The following is a 17,008-nucleotide window of genomic DNA, read 5'->3' as shown; positions in this document are numbered from 1 at the left end:
CATTTATGCCAAGTAATCATCAGACGTTCTGAATCGTATGGCTGGACAGCCAATAATGTTTCAATTCATAGACAAGTATCGCCCAGTAATCGACTGTTCTGCATGGATAATCTGTGAAGGAATACCTTCATATACAACTTGTCCCCCCTTGCTTCCTCCATCCGGTCCCATATCGATAATCCAATCGGCCTGGCTGATCACATCGAGATTATGCTCAATCACAATAACCGTGTTGCCTGCATCCACGAGACGGTTCATGATCTCCAGAAGATGACCAATATCCGACATATGAAGACCTGTCGTCGGCTCGTCCATTACATAAATACTGCCTTTTTTGTGCAGTTCACTAGCGAGTTTGATTCTTTGGCATTCCCCGCCTGAGAGTGTGCTTAACGGCTGGCCAAGTGTAATATAGTTCAATCCGACGTCACTCATCGCCTGAAGCTTGCGTACCACTTCTTTTAATTGAAAAAACTCGAGCGCTTGCTCAACGGTCATTTCCAGCACTTCAGCAATCGACTTGCCACCAAGTTTGTATTCCAACACTTCGTCTTTGAACCTTCTGCCTTCGCATACATCGCATGGCAGCTTCACGCTGTCCAGGAAGGAAAGGTCTGTATATAAGACACCAAGTCCTTGGCAGTTGTCACACGCTCCCTTGGAATTGAAGCTGAACAAGCCCTGATTCACCTTATTTTCCTTGGCAAACGCTTTGCGTACGTCATCCATAATGCCCGTGTACGTTGCCGGGTTCGACCGTGTGGATACACCTACTGCTGACTGGTCGATTACTATTGCATCTGCATGCTGACTGAGAAATACTTCGTTGATTAGCGTACTTTTTCCCGATCCGGCAACACCTGTAACGACAGTAAGCACTCCGGTCGGAATATCAACACTTACATTCTGCAAGTTATGCAACGTTGCATCTTTAATAAGCAGTTTGCCAGATGGCTGCCTGCAGTTGTGTTTTAATTGCAAAGGCCGCTTCATGTGTGTGCCAGTCAGGGTGCCAGATTCCAGCAATCCACTGAAACTTCCTTCATATACAATGGTACCACCGCGTTTACCAGCGTAAGGTCCGACGTCCACGATATGGTCCGCAACCTTGATGACATCCGGATCGTGCTCAACAACTATCACGGTGTTACCTTTGTTGCGCAGCTTTTGAAGCAATTCATTCAATCGGTGTACGTCACGAGGGTGCAAGCCAACACTGGGCTCATCGAAGATATAGGTGACATCGACAAGGCTGCCGCTTAGGTGCTTCACCATTTTGACACGCTGCGACTCGCCGCCGGATAACGTATCAGTCTCACGATCCAATGTCAGGTAGTCCAGTCCAATATCCACTAGATGCTGCAGCCGTTCCAACAAAGACTTGATGACCGGTGCTGCAACGGCATCATTCATTTCCCGGATGACGCGAATAAGCTGGCCCACTTCCATGGCAGACATCTCCGCAATATTCAATCCATGAATTCTGCAACTGAGTGCTGCCTGACTAAGTCGCGCACCGTTACAGCTGGAGCAAGGACCTTCAGAGATAAACGGCATAACCGCTTTTTGAGTACGTTCCGATTTCGTCTTCACATCCTGCTTGATGTACTTGTTCGTGAATTTCTCAATAACACCTTCTACGGTAATATTCGTTGCTTTGCCAGCGAAATCCATCTTTACTTTTCTTGCCTTACCATATAAAAGAAGGTCTAATTCCGCTTCGGAGTATTCGGTTAACTTCTTATCTGGATCAAAGTCTCCTGATTGCAGCACCATGTTCCAATCCCAGCCATCGACGGCATAATCCGGGAGCATGAGCGCCCCTTCGTTTAAAGATTTCTCCATGTCCACAGCCTTGCTCATATCCACGCCAAGTCTGCGTCCGATTCCGTTGCATTCGGGACACATGCCTTGCGGATCATTAAACGAGAACATGTTTACTGGCCCGACATAAGGCTGTCCAACGCGAGAGAATAGAAGACGAAGGATAGGTGAAATATCGGTGATTGTTCCCATTGTGGAGTGAGATCCGCCGCCGAGCCGCTTCTGATCCACAATCACCGCCATGCTCAGATTTTCAATGGCATCGGTATCTGGCTGGGGAACACGAGGCAGAAACGTACGAACGAACATACTGAAGTTTTCGTTCAACAATCGAGTGGATTCTGCCGCAATTGTATCAAAGACAATCGATGACTTGCCGGATCCGGATACTCCGGTGAAGATCGTAATTTTACGCTTGGGGATGCGTAAAGAAACGTTCTTGAGGTTGTTCTCCCTTGCACCAGTGAGTACGATGTACTCCTGATTAGATTCGCTCATGCGTTAGAACCCTCCGATTTATTTATTCATAGAATACAGCCATAACTTGGACATTCAAGTTTAACTCTATTGAGACGGATCCATCTTGATTTTCTATGGGTGTAGACGGTTGTGGGATTAGACACCATGTAATGACGTTTAGATTGTAAGACACCATTCAGAACCGTGTCAACGTTCCTTATTTTTTCACTGCAAAGCGTAAGTAACAAGTGGAGGCATATTTTATCTCCTAGTGGTTCACCTTATCTGAGAAGGAGAGGTGTACCTACTTTGACGGATTTAAGTTGTGCTGCACAAGATGCTTCCTCTTCATCTGAAGGTAAGGAGAAGGGAAACTTAAAATGGTGGCAGCTATCCCTGCTTGGCATCGGCTGTACGATTGGTACCGGATACTTTCTGGGTTCGGGAATAGGGATCAAACAAACCGGACCTTCAATGGTGTTATCCTTTTTGATCGCCGCTCTGGGTACCTACATTGTGTTTCACTTCCTGGCCAAAATGACTACTGCAGATCCTCAGGAAGGTTCGTTCTGTTATTATGCCGGCAAAGCCTTTGGGCGTTGGGCTCGCTTTGGCTGTGGATGGAACTATTGGAGTACCAAAATTTTAATCATGGGAAGCCAGCTGACGGCGTTGTCCATTCTCTCCCGATTTTGGTTTCCAAATATTCCACTCTGGGTTTTTGCGGCGGGTTACGCCTTACTCTCCATTTTTGTCGTACTACTCGGGACACAGTGGTTTGACAAGATTGAGAATGTTCTCGCTGTGGTCAAAACCGCAGCCATTGTCATGTTTATTCTACTGGCTGCAGCAGCACTCTTCGGCTGGATACATGGGGGAAGCAATGAACGGCCTGGCATGCCAAGTTCAGCTGCTGAACTGTTCCCAGGTAAGTTTCCATCCTTCTGGTCGTCACTTCTCTATGCATTTTACGCATATGGCGGTGTAGAGACCATCGGACTCATGTCCATCCAGTTACAGGATAAAAAGGATGCCCCAAAAGCCGGAAAGGTGATGTTAACCGGCCTTTCCATCCTTTATATGTTATCGATTGGCATGGCCGTGTTCATGGTACACTATACGAAGATGAATGAAAAGGAAAGCCCGTTTGTTACGGCTCTATCGTCATATCATTTGGAATTCTTTCCTCATGTATTCAATGGCGCCATCATCTTGGCCGGTTTTTCGGCCATGAGCGCTTCGTTGTTTGCTGTCGTCAACCTTCTGGTGACCATGTCCAAGGATGGAGACGCGCCTAAGCTGTTCAAAACAAAATTAAAATTCAAACAACTTCCTCTACCTTCCCTTGTGCTTGCTGCGGTTGGCTTATGCGCCTCTATAGTGACAGCCCTGCTGCTTCCAGGAAAGATATATGAGTACATCACTACCGCAGCCGGTATATTGCAGATGTATAACTGGTCCTTTATCATTATCGCTGCCTTCAAGATACTTCAGATCCGCGCCAGGGATGTCATACTTGGCATTTCCGGTCTACTCCTGTTATTGGGCGCGGTAAGTGGGACACTAATGAAACCGGACATCCGGGTAGGCTTTTATGTAAGTTTGATCATGATTTTTGTGATAGCTCTGGTCACCTGGATCATGACAAGATGGTGGAACAAACATAAGGTCAAGACGTAGCAAAAAAGAGGATATCCCGCGAAGGATATCCTCTTCCTGTTTCAAACGCTTCAATCCATCTATAATAGAGGAATATTTCCCTCTTCGCATTCCCGCCACGTTCTGTCATTCCACACCGACGCCTGCACTTCTCCAACATGCGCTTTTCGCAGCAAAAACATACACAGTCTGGATTGACCAATTCCGCCTCCAATCGTGAAAGGAAGTTCTCCATTCAAGACAGATTGATGAAAATCAAGAGCGGCCCGTTCGTTCGCTTGACTCAGGTTCAATTGCTTTTCAAGTGCAGCTGAATCAACACGTATTCCCATCGATGAGACTTCCAGAGCCTGCTCCAGCACCGGAAACCATAATAAAATATCTCCGTTTAACGTCCAATCATCATAATCCGGTGAACGACCGTCATGCACAATCCCTGAATTCAGCACCCCACCTACCTGCATGATAAACACAGCACCGTATTGGCGTGTAATCTCATTTTCGCGCTCTTTTGGGGTAAGATCCGGATATCGGTCCTCCAACTCTTGTGTTGTGATGAAGAAAATCTGATCGGGCAGAATGGGCTCAAGGCATGAGTATTGAGTATAGAGTTCTTGCTCTGTTGCTTGAATCAAACGATAGATTTTGCTTACTTCTTCCTTCAAGGTCGTTAGGTTGCGTTGATCTTCTGCTATGACCTTCTCCCAGTCCCATTGATCCACATAGATGGAATGCAAATTATCCATCCACTCATCTCGTCTGATGGCATTCATATTGGTGTATAATCCTTCACCCACCTGAAAGCCATATGTCTTCAGTGCTATCCGTTTCCACTTCGCTAGGGATTGAACAACCTCAATCTGTCCTTCTTCCATATCCAACGCATCGAAAGAAACGATCCGCTCTATTCCGTTCAAATTATCGTTAATTCCTGTACCTTCTTGCAAAAGAACAGGTGAGGGTACCTGTATGAGATTTAAATGCTGCTCCAATCGTTCCTGAAACTTCTTTTTTGTAAAATGTATGGCCTCGGCAGTTTCTCTTAGGTTCAGCATCGGTTGGTACTTGTTCGGTACAACAATCGTTCGCAGCATGAAAGTACATCGTCCCTTCAGTTTGATTATCATGCAGTTTTCTGCATAACTGATGAGAGCAGTCTATGTGCCTATCATGGCGGTGTCGCGTTGTCCCACTCCAGAATTGAAGCATTTGGGTGTACGCCCATCCTTTACGAGAACAATGCACGCAGCCCTTGAAGGGCAAAATAAACGCCGAACCCAACCAGAGACAAACCGGATACAACGGATATGATGGAGAGGCTTCTTTGATTAAGATAACGCCGCATTCCTGTAGTTAACCCCGCCACAAGCAAATCCCAGAGCGTCAATCCGATGAAGATCATACTGCTGTATATCAGGAGATGACTTGTCCCGAATGATACTGCCGTTTTGGCCAGAATGGATCCATAAATGCCTAACCAGAAAATGATGGACATCGGGCTGGTGATCGACATAAAAAATCCTAGCATGAAGCAGTGAAAGAGGGAATCCTTGCGATTTTTGGCCGAATGCAGCTTCACTTTGTTGAGTTGCAGAATACTCTCGATGCCAGTATAGGTTAGCGTGAACCCGCCAACGAGCCAGAGGAGAATTTGTACCCAGGGGATATTGAGAAATTGAACCAAGCCCATATAAATCAACAGCATAAAGGCAGCATCGGCGATCATGGAACCTGCTCCGACCATCCATGCATGCCAAAAACCATTTTTGATGCCTTTGTCCAATCGGGCTGAATTGACAGGCCCAATGGGAGCAGCAAGCGTCAAACCAAGGAAAATATAACTGATCAGAAGTTGAACACTCAAGACTTCCTCACTCCTACTCGCTTGTCCAGTTTATTTCCCCATCTTATGATCCAATCACGCTTAACATGACAATATTACAACCATTTATATATCTTTTATCTATGAAAAAAAGACTATTTCACAGACAGATAAACATGTCTGGAAATAGCCTCTTTATAACGTCGTTATTTGATGCTTCTACATCGTATGATTTTTAGTTCGATCGCTAACCCGAGAATCTTTTACGCTATTGGTGTTCCTGGTGGTAACTCAGTATCCGGTTTTAACAACACGACATCCCCTTTTTCGGGTACCCCTCCTAGAACCAATACCTCCGACTTGAATCCCGCTATCCGGCGTGGTGGGAAATTAACAACAGCAATAACTTGTTTCCCTATGAGCACTTCCGCTTCATATCTTTTCGTAATTTGTGCACTCGATTTCTTGATACCAATCTCTTCTCCAAAATCAATCTCCAGCTTGATCGCCGGCACTTTTGCCTCTGCAAAAAACTCAGCATGAATTATCGTTCCTATACGGATATCCAGCTTCATAAAATCATCAATGGTTGCCATGTGTAAAAATCTCCTCATTTTTGTTTATTCCAATATCATACACTAAATCCATTCTTGTTTAGCTGCGAAATGACTTGAGGAGCGGATCCAAAAGAACATGCCCATGCCGAACAATGTAATCAATCCGCCTGTTAATTGAAATGCAGATATCGTTTCTCCCAAAAATAGATACGCCAGAAGAATTGCCAGAACAGGTTCTCCAATAATCCCTACAGAAACTGTCGTAGCGCCGATCGTTTTTAATAGCAGGTTAAAAATATTTTGACCAAAAATGGTTGGAATTACGGCGAGCAGCAAGAAATAGGTCCAATCCGAAGAACGGTAACCCACCAAAGGAATTTGATTGAACAAGCAATAAACCAGCATCACGGTCCCGCCCAGGAAAAAAACAAGGACACTGTATAAATTCGAGTCTATCTTACGACTGACCTTCTGCCCTGCAAGCATATAAACAGAAACCAAAATGGTTCCCAACAAGGATAGTCCGTCTCCTAATACCGCCTCTCGCGAAATCCCCAGATCCCCCCAAGCAATGATGATTGAACCAATGAGGGCTGCAATTAAGCAAAAGATCGTTAGCATGCTGTTTCGTTCTCTGAACATAAAATAGGAGCCAATCATTACGAATAAAGGCTGCAATGACAAGATGACCATGGAACTCGCCACCGAAGTATGGACCAAGGATTCCATCCAAAATAAAAAGTGTAATCCAAGAAATAGCCCTGCTACCACTACGGTGACCCAGTCTTTCTTGTTCATCTTAGAGATTCGAAGGGTTTTCCAGGGTACGAAAGGAAGCATAATGATTACGGATATGTACAATCTGTACATTCCAGCCACAGCGGTTGCCGTATCTGATGATTTGATCATAATTGATGAGATCGAAACAGACAGGATGCTGATTAAAAGCATTACATATGGATGAAGCGGTAACGACGATTGTTTGATTTTCACATGTAAGGCCTCCATGGTGTTTTATCCAATCGTCTGTGCACAGGATTGTATTGATAACCTTAAGATCTGATATAATAATATCACCACTTATCGTTCATTAGTGTAATTAAATCTTTCATTTATATCGAAATATCGTCATTTGAGAGGAATTTACCCCATGAAGAAACCTTTACATGAGACCATCCAATATCCCGATACTTCCTTCCCTTATATCATGTACACGCATACGGTCCACGATAGCATCCCTGAAGGGAGAGGGTTTAACGACCTGCATTGGCATGAAGATCTACAGATCACGTTGGTTACCAAAGGAACACTGGTGATCCAGGTTAACGGGATGGATCATGAATTACATACAGGTCAGGCCATTCTGATCAATAAAAGCATTCTTCATGTTACGACCCAATTGACGCATAACGGACAGTACGTCAGTTTTAATTTTCCGGAGAAACTGCTGGCTTTCTACTCGGATAGTGCCATGGAGAAAAACTATGTCCTCCCCTATACCAACTCGTCATTTGTATCCCTTGTACTCAAAGGCGAAGTTACATGGGAAATTCAAGTACTTGAAATGCTTTGGGATGTGAAAAAAAAATTTGAGATGACCAAACAATGGGGCTGGGAGTACGAGGTTTCCATTCAGACGGTACAGCTGTGGCTGACCATAATCTCCAATTTTTCGCTATCGACAGAGGAAGCATCACTGAACCTGAAGCGTCAACAGGAGAGACTTCAATTCATGCTCAGTTTCATCCACCGTCATTATGCAGATCCGATTACATTACAGGAGATCGCGGATGCAGCTCATCTGAGTGTTTCGGAATGCACCCGAAGTTTTAAGCGTACAATTCATATGACCCCTTATGCCTACTTGATTAAGTATCGAATTAAAAAAAGCTGTGAGATATTAAGCTCGACCGACTATACTATAACGGAGATAGCCCATAGAGTGGGCTTCAATCATGTGAATCACTTTATTCAGTCTTTCAAAAAGCAGCATCAGCAAACACCTAACGACTTCCGCAGGGGGCGAGTGAAATGATTGAAATTACGACTGAACTGGTACGTCAGCTGATCCAGCGTCAATTTCCCGAGTGGAAACACCTAACCATAGCACCCGTGGACAAAAGTGGACACGATAATCGGACCTATCGATTAGGAAATGAGATGACTGTTCGTTTACCGAGTCATGAGCGATATGCCTCTGCTGTTCAGAAGGAATTGACGTGGCTGCCCGTTTTCAAGCCTTATCTCTCCTTGCCGATTCCGGCACCGATTGCAAAAGGTGAGCCTACGGCAGAATATCCTCTTCCCTGGTCTGTTAACCAATGGATTGAAGGCAGCACAGTCACAGCTGAAAATATAACGGATCTGAACACATTTGCTGAGGATCTCGCTGGTTTTCTAATTGAACTGGAAGCGATTGATGCAAGCCAAGGTATTCCCGCAGGCATCCAAAATTTTCATCGCGGCGGAAACCTGGCTGTTTATGACCAGGACACCAGATCCGTCATTGACGTTTTACCCAGTCCGTATGATCCAAAGCTGTTTTTGGAAATATGGGAGCTTGCCCTTGCCACAAAATATGAAGCCACACCACTCTGGCTGCACGGTGACGTTGCTGTAGGAAATCTGCTCGTACAAGACGGCCGATTGTGCGGCGTCATTGATTTCGGAACGATGGGCGTAGGTGATCCTTCCAGCGACCTGGTGATGGCATGGAACTTTTTTGATGATAGGAGTCGTGATATTTTCCTCCGCCGAATGAATGCTGACCAAGATATGATTAACCGTGCGAGAGGATGGGCATTATGGAAAGCACTTATCACTTATGCCTGGAATGAACCAGGTTCGGAGTCATCCAACTGGGGAAAACGGGTTATAGATGTGATCATTCGAGATTATAAATCACTTTAGTCATATCGTCCTTGTAGTACTCCTAAGATAAAACATAAAAACCGGATTCCTATTCGTGGAATCCGGTTTTATTATTAATGATATACATAATAGCTAACTAGGCCAGTCTCATTTTGAAATCCTGATATCCGAATTCACGGACAACTTCACAATCGCCATCTTTGCGTTTTACAGCGATGGCTGGCAATGGCATTCCGTTGAATGTATTCGTTTTGACCATGGAATAAATCGCCATATCTTCAAAGACCAGACGATCGCCTTCTTTCAAAGGCTCATCAAACGAATAATCTCCAATGACATCACCAGACAAACAAGTTTGACCGCCAAGACGGTACAGGTGAGGCTTCTCTCCTGCTTCTCCGGAGCCAACAAGCGGCGGACGATATGGCATTTCCAGTACGTCTGGCATGTGACAAGTGGCTGACGTATCCAGAATGGCAATATCCATTCCGTTTTTGTGGAAATCCAGCACAGAAGTCACCAGATAACCCGCGTTAAGCGCAACAGCTTCCCCTGGCTCCAGATAAACTTCCAGGCCATATTTGTCCTGCATGCGTTTGATGCATGCTTCCAGTCTTGGAATGTCATAATCCTCACGTGTAATGTGGTGTCCACCACCGAAGTTAATCCACTCCATTTGAGGCAGCCATTGTCCGAACTTCTCTTCCACTGCGTTCAGCGTCGTTTCCAGATCGTCGGAATTTTGTTGACATAGTGTATGGAAATGCAAACCGGAGACGCCTTCCAGCAGCTCTGCACGGAAATCCTCCTGTTTGGCACCGAAACGTGAACCTGGAGAGCACGGATCATAAATCTCGTGCCCTTCCTGGGTTGAGCATTCAGGATTGATACGCAAGCCAATCTTGCGGCCAGCCTGAAGTGCTTTATCCTTAAATTTCGCAAGCTGCGAAAAAGAGTTGAAAATAATGTGATCGCAGATTGAAATAATCTCATCGATCTCGTCTTCGCGGTAAGCTGGAGCAAATACATGATTCTCTTTGCCCATTTCCTCGTGGCCCAGACGGGCTTCATATAACCCGCTTGCCGTTGCCCCGCTCAAATATTGTCCGATTAGTGGATACATCGCTGTCATGGAAAATGCCTTTTGAGCCAGTACGATTTTGGCACCTGTACGCTGCATGACACCGTTAAGGATTTTTACATTTTTCTCAATAAGCGCCTCATCAACAACAAAGCATGGTGTCGGTAATTGCTCAAACCGCATCTTAACGAACGAGCTCCGATTCTTTCACTTCTTCTGGCAGTTCGTCAACAAGAACCGGGTTGAAGTCTTCTACCCATGGAAGTCCCCATTTGTTCAGCTCTTCCATGAACGGATCCGGGTTGAACTCTTCCACGTTGTATACGCCTGGTTTGTTCCATTTGCCTGTCATGACCATAGCTGCGCCGATCATTGCTGGAACGCCTGTTGTATACGAGATAGCTTGGGAACCAACCTCTTTGTAGCACTCTTGGTGATCACAGATGTTGTAAACGTAGTACGTTTTGTCCTTGCCGTCTTTTTTGCCTTTGAAAATGCAGCCGATGTTCGTTTTGCCCACAGTACGTGGTCCAAGGGATGCCGGGTCAGGCAGTACCGCCTTCAGGAACTGCAGCGGGATGATTTGTTTGCCTTCGAATTCGATAGGTTCGATGGAAGTCATGCCCACATTCTCAAGTGCTTTCAGGTGAGTCAGGTAGCTTTGGCCAAATGTCATGAAGAAACGAATCCGTTTCAAGCCAGGAATGTTTTTCGCCAAAGATTCCAGCTCTTCATGGTACAACAGGTACATGTCTTTTTCGCCAACTTCTTTGAAGTCGTAGACACGTTTGATTTCCATCGGTTTAGTTTCGATCCATTCACCATTTTCCCAGTATCTTCCGTTTGCCGAAACTTCGCGGATGTTGATTTCCGGGTTAAAATTGGTTGCGAACGGATAGCCGTGATCGCCGCCGTTGCAGTCCAGGATGTCGATGTACTCGATTTCGTCAAAGTAGTGCTTCAGGGCATAGGCAGAGAATACGCCAGTTACGCCTGGGTCAAAACCGCTGCCCAGCAGTGCAGTGATTCCTGCTTTTTCAAAACGCTCTTTGTAATCCCATTGCCAGCTGTATTCGAATTTTGCAGTATCTTCTGGCTCATAGTTAGCTGTATCCATGTAGTGCGTTTTGGTTGCAAGGCACGCATCCATGATCGTCAGATCTTGATAAGGCAAAGCCAGGTTCATAACGATATCCGGTTTAACTTCGTTGATCAAAGCAATCAATTCGTCTACATTATCCGCGTCCACTTGCGCTGTAGTAATTTTTGTTTTGCCACCGTCCAGCTTCGCTTTGAGATCATCACATTTGGATTTGGTACGACTCGCAATACAGATTTCCTCAAAAACTTCGCTATTTTGAACGCATTTGTGTACTGCCACAGAAGCCACGCCGCCGGCGCCGATGATTAGTGCTTTTCCCATTTTACATTCTCCTATCCCATATGTAGATTTTTTGGTTTTTGATTCAAATGTCCGTTTCAAGGTCTTCTCATTGTTCAACTTCCGTCAATTCCTGACAACAAAAAAAGCAAGGTGAATAAATGCCGCAATCCGCGCATCATCACACTTGCTTGTCGATATACATCGTGAAAAAACGTAAAGTCTCCATAACCAAAAAAGTTCAAAAGAACTCCTCTGGTGGAAAGCTCCCTCATGTATATCAATATCAGATCAGAGTCTATATAGCAAATAATTCGCCTTTACCACTCTTATTGACCGTTTCACAAGTTGATGTGCAATTGCACTGGTTGTAAAGTAACCAACTTATAAAATTTGAGCTTTTAACTCAATCAATAAGGCAACATAAGTTGCCAATCGGCGTTTGACCCGGCTGTCCGTATGGCCTTGACTCCCTCATGGAAGTGGTCAAAAATTATCTGCTGGAAAGTGCTCGTTCCAATTGATATAACTGCTTTCCAAAATCACAGGTTAAACAATAACAAACACTTTTAAAAAAATCAAGGGATAACTCAAAAAAACTTTTTTCCTCATTCTGGTCCAGACATTCCTTTAATCAGATATGGCTTTTCCGTTTAGCTTTCTGAGCTGGTTAATGACATTCATTATGGTTTCACTTCTGCTCCGATGCTTACTTGTAGTTTGCACAATGCAACAGTAACATATGAGTGATCTTCTTTTTCACTGAGGAAAGAACATTTTTATAAGGTCACGAACCATATTCGCAAAAGTTGTAAGTCCTTTCTGCATTCCCGGATACAATAAGTTATTTATGGAATCAAGTTTACCAACAGACATTAGTATAGTTACTAAAGTTATTGAAACTTTACACCTTTACCCATTTATATTGTTCTCCCTTTCTTTGTACTTATTTACTTTAGAAATTATTAAAGTTTATGGTTTAATCTTCTCTCTCAATCCCGCCTGCGATAATCTGAGGTGGATCGGATTTTCTAACATGATAGAACCCTTCCTCATTCACTTTGGGAGTAATTTTAACTTTGTCCCCTACTTCAAGCTGCTCAAGGAGCTCCGAATCTTCAACAATATAATGGATTAGGGTGACCTTTTTTTCTCTAAGATCGCCAAAAGGTTGATTCGCATCTTCTCTAGATATATTTTCCGCTACAAGAATTCGATCTTCTTCCTTCTGAAGAATGTAATCCCCAACTTCACTTGTCGAGAATACTTGGCATCCACTAAGTGTACATAGAAGAACGAGTAGCGTCACACCTATGACCGATTTTCTCAATTGTATTCCTCCTCACAACACAGCTACCTACTTTAGTAGACGTTTAGATTGAAGCCTTTGTTGCTTCTTTATTTAACATCCATTAACAAAAAAAGCCGCAATATGCGGCTTTAATGAGTTACCAAGGAAGCTGACTATCCATATAGTAGAAGCTGCCTGTTGGACCTTCTTCAGATAAGGTAGCCAGACGCACAGCCGTTTTGGCACCTTCCTCTGGGGATAACTCTGCCTTTTCTCCGCCCATTTGTGTTTTAACCAAACCGGGATGTACGGAATTCACTTTAAGATTCGTCCCTTGCGCTTTCTGAGCCCAATATGCTGTCAGCATGTTTAATGCTGCCTTGGATGCTGAATATGCAGGTGTGGCAATCCGCTGCGCAAGCTCATTGGTCAGCAGAAATTGTATGGAACCGAGAGCACTGCTCTGATTAACAATTCGACCAGCCTCACTTTTCAGAAGCAATGGCATTAATGATTCTGTCAGATGATAAGGACCGAATGTATTGACCTCAAACGTATCACGCAGTGCATCGCCTTCGTAATTCTCTTTTTCAGCCCATACCCCTGCATTATTGACCAGGATATCCAACCAACCATACGTGTCACTAATCCATCTGGTTATCTTCGCAATATGCTCCGAATCCGTCACATTCAGCTGTACACCCACGGCTTCGATGCCTTTCTTGCTTAGTTGGTTTGCTGTTTCATCAGCTGTTGCTTGGTTGCGTGCGGCGACCAAAACCGTAATGCCTAATTCCCCGAGCTGTCTTGCAACCTCATACCCGATTCCTTTGTTCGCTCCAGTTACCAATGCAATTTTTTTGTTTGTCATTTTTTGTTCCTCCCCTAAATTTTATGATTATTTATTAATGGTGACCAAACCCGTTGTTTGCACATGTCTTACACTTCTTAGATGATCCACGTAAGCTTCTTGGCTAATGGCGATCTGTTCATCCGTGATATGATTGGCGTTATGGATAGCAAATGGCGGCAGATAATGGGCCCCGACATAGTTGGCGAGTGCCTCCATTGGTTTTGCAATATCCCGAATGGTAAACAGATTGTATCCGCCGGGCTGATATGAAGCCGCAGTGCCTGCTGTTGAAATTGCGATAACGATCTCTTTCCTTTTCAGATGCTCCCCACCCGGGCCGAATGCCCAGCCGTATGCGAGCACCTCGTCGAACCACTGCTTGTTTAAACACTCTTAATTTTTATATGAGAATGATCGTTCTAAAAATGGTGCACAAGAATGCTCTGTATTTGGTTAAGGCAGGAGCTGGCTCCTGCACTTAACTATCCGCCGTTGCTTTTATTGAGTATGACCATTCTAATATCACGTCAAGACGACATCACTTCATCTTATTTTTCTAACAAAAGCATGCTCATTGTGGAAATACGCTCCAGCTTTTCCTTAGGCACTGATGTCCGGGCCATTACCCTGATCCCGATTAAAGCATTATGCAAGGACTCCGCTAATTCTTGCGCGCCATACTGGCTTGAGAACTCCCCATTTTCTTGCCCCCAGGTGACGAGCTCCACAAGAAGCTGCTCCACTTTTTCAAAGGCCCCTACTGCTTTGGCATCTACATCTTCATCCCGGCACGCCATTTCTACTGCAGAATTGACAAACATGCATCCAGGTGGCTCGCCCTCTTCAGTGCTGCTCATATAATCAAAGATAAAATGAAGAGCTTCCTTGGCTGTTTTGGCTTGCTTGACGCCTGCGGCCAATTTGGCATCAGTACGATTACCGAACCGTTCTATTGCTTTGAAGAACAAGGTACGTTTATCGGTGAACGTATCATAAATGCTTCTGCGATGAATACCCATGTGCTCAACGAGATCACTCATCGATGTTTTCTCATATCCCTGCTCCCAGAACAGCTTCATGGCTTTATCTAAAACTTCGTTTTCCTCAAATTCTTTGCTTCTTGCCATCTCAGGTTCCCCCTTTCACCGATTGTAATGTGTTTATAACGTTTAAAAGAATATTCTACAGATGCTCATTGGTTTGTTTTTCCTGTAAAATCATCCTAACAGAATGAGAACGATCAGTAAAGAATTATTTTTACCGATCGTTCTCATATTTCGTTTTCGCTTATTCCCTTGTCTTTTCAAGCCATTTATAGATTAATCGCCCTGATCACAAGTTCATTTATTTGCTGCTCATTAGCATTCATGAAGATGTTACTTTATGGTTTGCCCAAGCAGACATGCGTTTAATAGTGCACGGCTGGCCAGCCAACCATCTTATGTTCGAATAACAGTATACTTTGCTGGCCTCTCATGGTTACTGCTGCATCGGAATGGATATTCGCGGCTTCGGTAAATCTGATGCGCCTTGGGAAAGTTATTCATATGACCGTATGGCGGATGATCTGCGTGCAGTTATTGATGAACTTCAGCTGGAGAATGCAGCTTTAGTTGGATTCTCTATGGGTGGAGCCATAGCATCTCGGTATATGTCACGTCATAACGGCCACGGTATTAAGAGACTTCTTCTGGCAGGAGCAGCTACTCCCGTTTTTACCCGCCAGTCTGGTATGGAGTATGGGATGGAGCCTGACGAAGTAACAGCGCAGTTAATACATGCTACCTATGAGAACAGACCTGCCATGCTCAACAAATTCGGTTTGAAATTTACCAAAACAAAATCAAATCCGGGTATGCTGGTGTGGCTGGAATCGCTCTGCTATCAGGCATCACACCATGGTACGATTAAAGCTGCTGCTTCATTACGAGATGAGGATCTTCGTGAAGATCTGGCTGCTATAGAAATCCCAACGGTTGTGTTCCACGGACAAAAAGACAAAATTGTGGAGCCTGAGTTGGGAGAACTAACCTCACAGAGCATTGCGGGTTCCCGCATCGTAAGATTTGAAGATAGTGGTCATGCCATGCTATTCGATGAACCTGAGAAGTTCAACGAAGAATTGTTAACCTTCCTTGATGGAATGAAAATGGAGTATGATCCGCCAAATTCAGTAGAACCGCAGCGCAGCATGTAATCGACGACATCGAACGAGCCTCATTAAGAACCCTTTGGTTGAGTACAACCAAGGGGTTCTTTCTTTTTCTATTCCAGAGGAATCAATCTGCGAATCACTCAACTTCTCAGAAAAAGTGCTTGTGTTTTTCTTAAGCATCGTGAATTTTTTTAAACAACGAGGGTGAGCAGATATGAACACTTAGGTATGTAGAAGCAAAGTACGTAGAAAGTGTTTACTATTGTGAATTTTTCATATGTTTAAATATTGTAATTAGGGCTAAATTTAAACCTTTACTTCGTGGTTTCAAACCTTTTTGCCATGAATTTTGTTCATTTATTGGAATAGTTGATGGTTCGAAAAAATTAGAAATTGGAGGATAACTCTAATGTATAGACGTTATTATGGTATTTTCTCTGTTGTAATGACTGTGTTCTTGCTTCAATCTGCTTGTACAGCATCCGGTGGAGATTCGATGAATGAAATTAACCAAACAAATCATTCAAACAGCAAAACACCAGTGAATCAAACACCTACTTCAACTAATGTCAAAACGGAATCGCAGAGACTAATTGATCCCGAAGGGTTGGAATTCAAGGAGATTGGAGCGGAGGATTTCAAAAAAGGCGTGTTCATTGATTTTGAACGGTATAAAAAAGACTTTTTTAATGATGACATCATTTCAAAGTTCAAAGGCAATCTTGAAGGTATTGTTGAAAATGATAAGAAGAAATTCAAAGTCCATCTCTATGAAGGTTCACAGAAAGAATCACTCTTCTTCGATGAAGAAAACGCTCAGTTTATGTTTAATGATCTGGACCTTCTAGAAAAGATAAGCATTAATGGCCGTGAACAAATTCGGATTGGAGTCCAATATGCCAAAAAACATGAGGATGGAAGTGTGGAGAATACAGCCATAACGTATTACTTCACAAAAAACAAAGAAAGTAATTGGCTTATCGAAAACATTGATTAGATTAGTATTTGGATTGAGTAGAGAAAAATCGGTTCCACTCCCCCGTATCTTAACTGGA

15 protein-coding genes and 1 pseudogene are annotated in these 17,008 nt (G+C 43.9%); 5 read left to right on the top strand and 11 right to left on the bottom strand.

The window, feature by feature from the left end; genetic code table 11:
- Positions 1–60: 60 nt before the first annotated feature.
- Positions 61–2,322 (bottom strand): ATP-binding cassette domain-containing protein, encoded by a 2,262-nt coding sequence (locus AC3WQ3_RS23125; protein ID WP_492473706.1) that lies wholly within the window; start codon positions 2,320–2,322, stop codon positions 61–63.
- A 270-nt stretch (positions 2,323–2,592) separates the two neighbouring features.
- Here AC3WQ3_RS23125 and AC3WQ3_RS23120 point away from each other — a divergent pair, with 270 nt between their 5' ends.
- Positions 2,593–3,963: an amino acid permease gene (locus AC3WQ3_RS23120; protein WP_492473705.1), complete on the top strand. Its 1,371-nt coding sequence runs from the start codon at positions 2,593–2,595 to the stop codon at positions 3,961–3,963.
- 59 nt (positions 3,964–4,022) lie between these two features.
- Here the strand turns inward: AC3WQ3_RS23120 and asnA are convergent, their stop codons facing one another.
- The 4 genes from asnA to AC3WQ3_RS23100 all read right to left on the bottom strand — a co-directional run bounded on the left by asnA (position 4,023) and on the right by AC3WQ3_RS23100 (position 7,314).
- On the bottom strand, positions 4,023–5,036 hold the full coding sequence (gene asnA / locus AC3WQ3_RS23115; RefSeq protein WP_492473704.1) for an aspartate--ammonia ligase: 1,014 nt from the start codon (positions 5,034–5,036) through the stop codon (positions 4,023–4,025).
- Between the two features lie 134 nt (positions 5,037–5,170).
- Positions 5,171–5,806 (bottom strand): LysE family transporter, encoded by a 636-nt coding sequence (locus tag AC3WQ3_RS23110; RefSeq protein ID WP_336780067.1) that lies wholly within the window; start codon positions 5,804–5,806, stop codon positions 5,171–5,173.
- A gap of 221 nt (positions 5,807–6,027) precedes the next feature.
- Complete coding sequence (gene csaA, locus AC3WQ3_RS23105) at positions 6,028–6,360, bottom strand: chaperone CsaA (RefSeq protein ID WP_336780066.1); 333 nt, start codon at positions 6,358–6,360, stop codon at positions 6,028–6,030.
- 42 nt (positions 6,361–6,402) lie between these two features.
- A complete protein-coding gene (locus AC3WQ3_RS23100; RefSeq protein WP_492473703.1) occupies positions 6,403–7,314 on the bottom strand; it encodes a DMT family transporter in 912 nt (303 codons plus the stop codon).
- Between the two features lie 157 nt (positions 7,315–7,471).
- Here AC3WQ3_RS23100 and AC3WQ3_RS23095 point away from each other — a divergent pair, with 157 nt between their 5' ends.
- Positions 7,472–8,356, top strand: coding sequence for an AraC family transcriptional regulator (locus AC3WQ3_RS23095; protein ID WP_492473702.1), 885 nt, complete (start codon positions 7,472–7,474; stop codon positions 8,354–8,356).
- On the top strand, positions 8,353–9,231 hold the full coding sequence (locus AC3WQ3_RS23090) for an aminoglycoside phosphotransferase family protein (protein ID WP_492473701.1): 879 nt from the start codon (positions 8,353–8,355) through the stop codon (positions 9,229–9,231). The genes AC3WQ3_RS23095 and AC3WQ3_RS23090 overlap by 4 nt, the downstream gene beginning before the upstream one ends.
- Before the next feature lie 97 nt (positions 9,232–9,328).
- Here the strand turns inward: AC3WQ3_RS23090 and nspC are convergent, their stop codons facing one another.
- From nspC to AC3WQ3_RS23060, 6 genes and pseudogenes are all read right to left on the bottom strand, one after another.
- Positions 9,329–10,456: a carboxynorspermidine decarboxylase gene (gene nspC / locus AC3WQ3_RS23085; RefSeq protein ID WP_095287195.1), complete on the bottom strand. Its 1,128-nt coding sequence runs from the start codon at positions 10,454–10,456 to the stop codon at positions 9,329–9,331.
- A gap of 1 nt (position 10,457) precedes the next feature.
- The gene (locus tag AC3WQ3_RS23080; protein WP_127535759.1) at positions 10,458–11,696 is read right to left on the bottom strand and encodes a saccharopine dehydrogenase family protein; all 1,239 of its coding nucleotides are present in this window, start codon (positions 11,694–11,696) and stop codon (positions 10,458–10,460) included.
- Positions 11,697–12,633: 937 nt separating this feature from the next.
- Positions 12,634–12,984, bottom strand: coding sequence for a DUF3221 domain-containing protein (locus tag AC3WQ3_RS23075; RefSeq protein ID WP_492473700.1), 351 nt, complete (start codon positions 12,982–12,984; stop codon positions 12,634–12,636).
- 118 nt (positions 12,985–13,102) lie between these two features.
- Entirely contained in the window at positions 13,103–13,816 is a 714-nt protein-coding gene (locus AC3WQ3_RS23070) for an SDR family oxidoreductase (RefSeq protein WP_492473699.1), read from the bottom strand.
- 27 nt (positions 13,817–13,843) lie between these two features.
- Positions 13,844–14,167, bottom strand: a pseudogene (locus tag AC3WQ3_RS23065) (NAD(P)H-dependent oxidoreductase); the annotation flags it as partial.
- 179 nt (positions 14,168–14,346) lie between these two features.
- Positions 14,347–14,925: a TetR/AcrR family transcriptional regulator gene (locus tag AC3WQ3_RS23060; protein ID WP_492473698.1), complete on the bottom strand. Its 579-nt coding sequence runs from the start codon at positions 14,923–14,925 to the stop codon at positions 14,347–14,349.
- Between the two features lie 335 nt (positions 14,926–15,260).
- On the opposite strand from AC3WQ3_RS23060, the gene AC3WQ3_RS23055 reads away from it, so the two are divergent.
- A complete protein-coding gene (locus AC3WQ3_RS23055; RefSeq protein WP_492473697.1) occupies positions 15,261–15,995 on the top strand; it encodes an alpha/beta fold hydrolase in 735 nt (244 codons plus the stop codon).
- Positions 15,996–16,362: 367 nt separating this feature from the next.
- The gene (locus AC3WQ3_RS23050) at positions 16,363–16,950 is read left to right on the top strand and encodes a hypothetical protein (protein WP_492473696.1); all 588 of its coding nucleotides are present in this window, start codon (positions 16,363–16,365) and stop codon (positions 16,948–16,950) included.
- Positions 16,951–17,008: the final 58 nt, after the last annotated feature.

This window comes from Paenibacillus sp. FW104-T2 (genome assembly GCF_058789975.1).
This window is presented reverse-complemented; position numbering and strand designations above follow the sequence as displayed.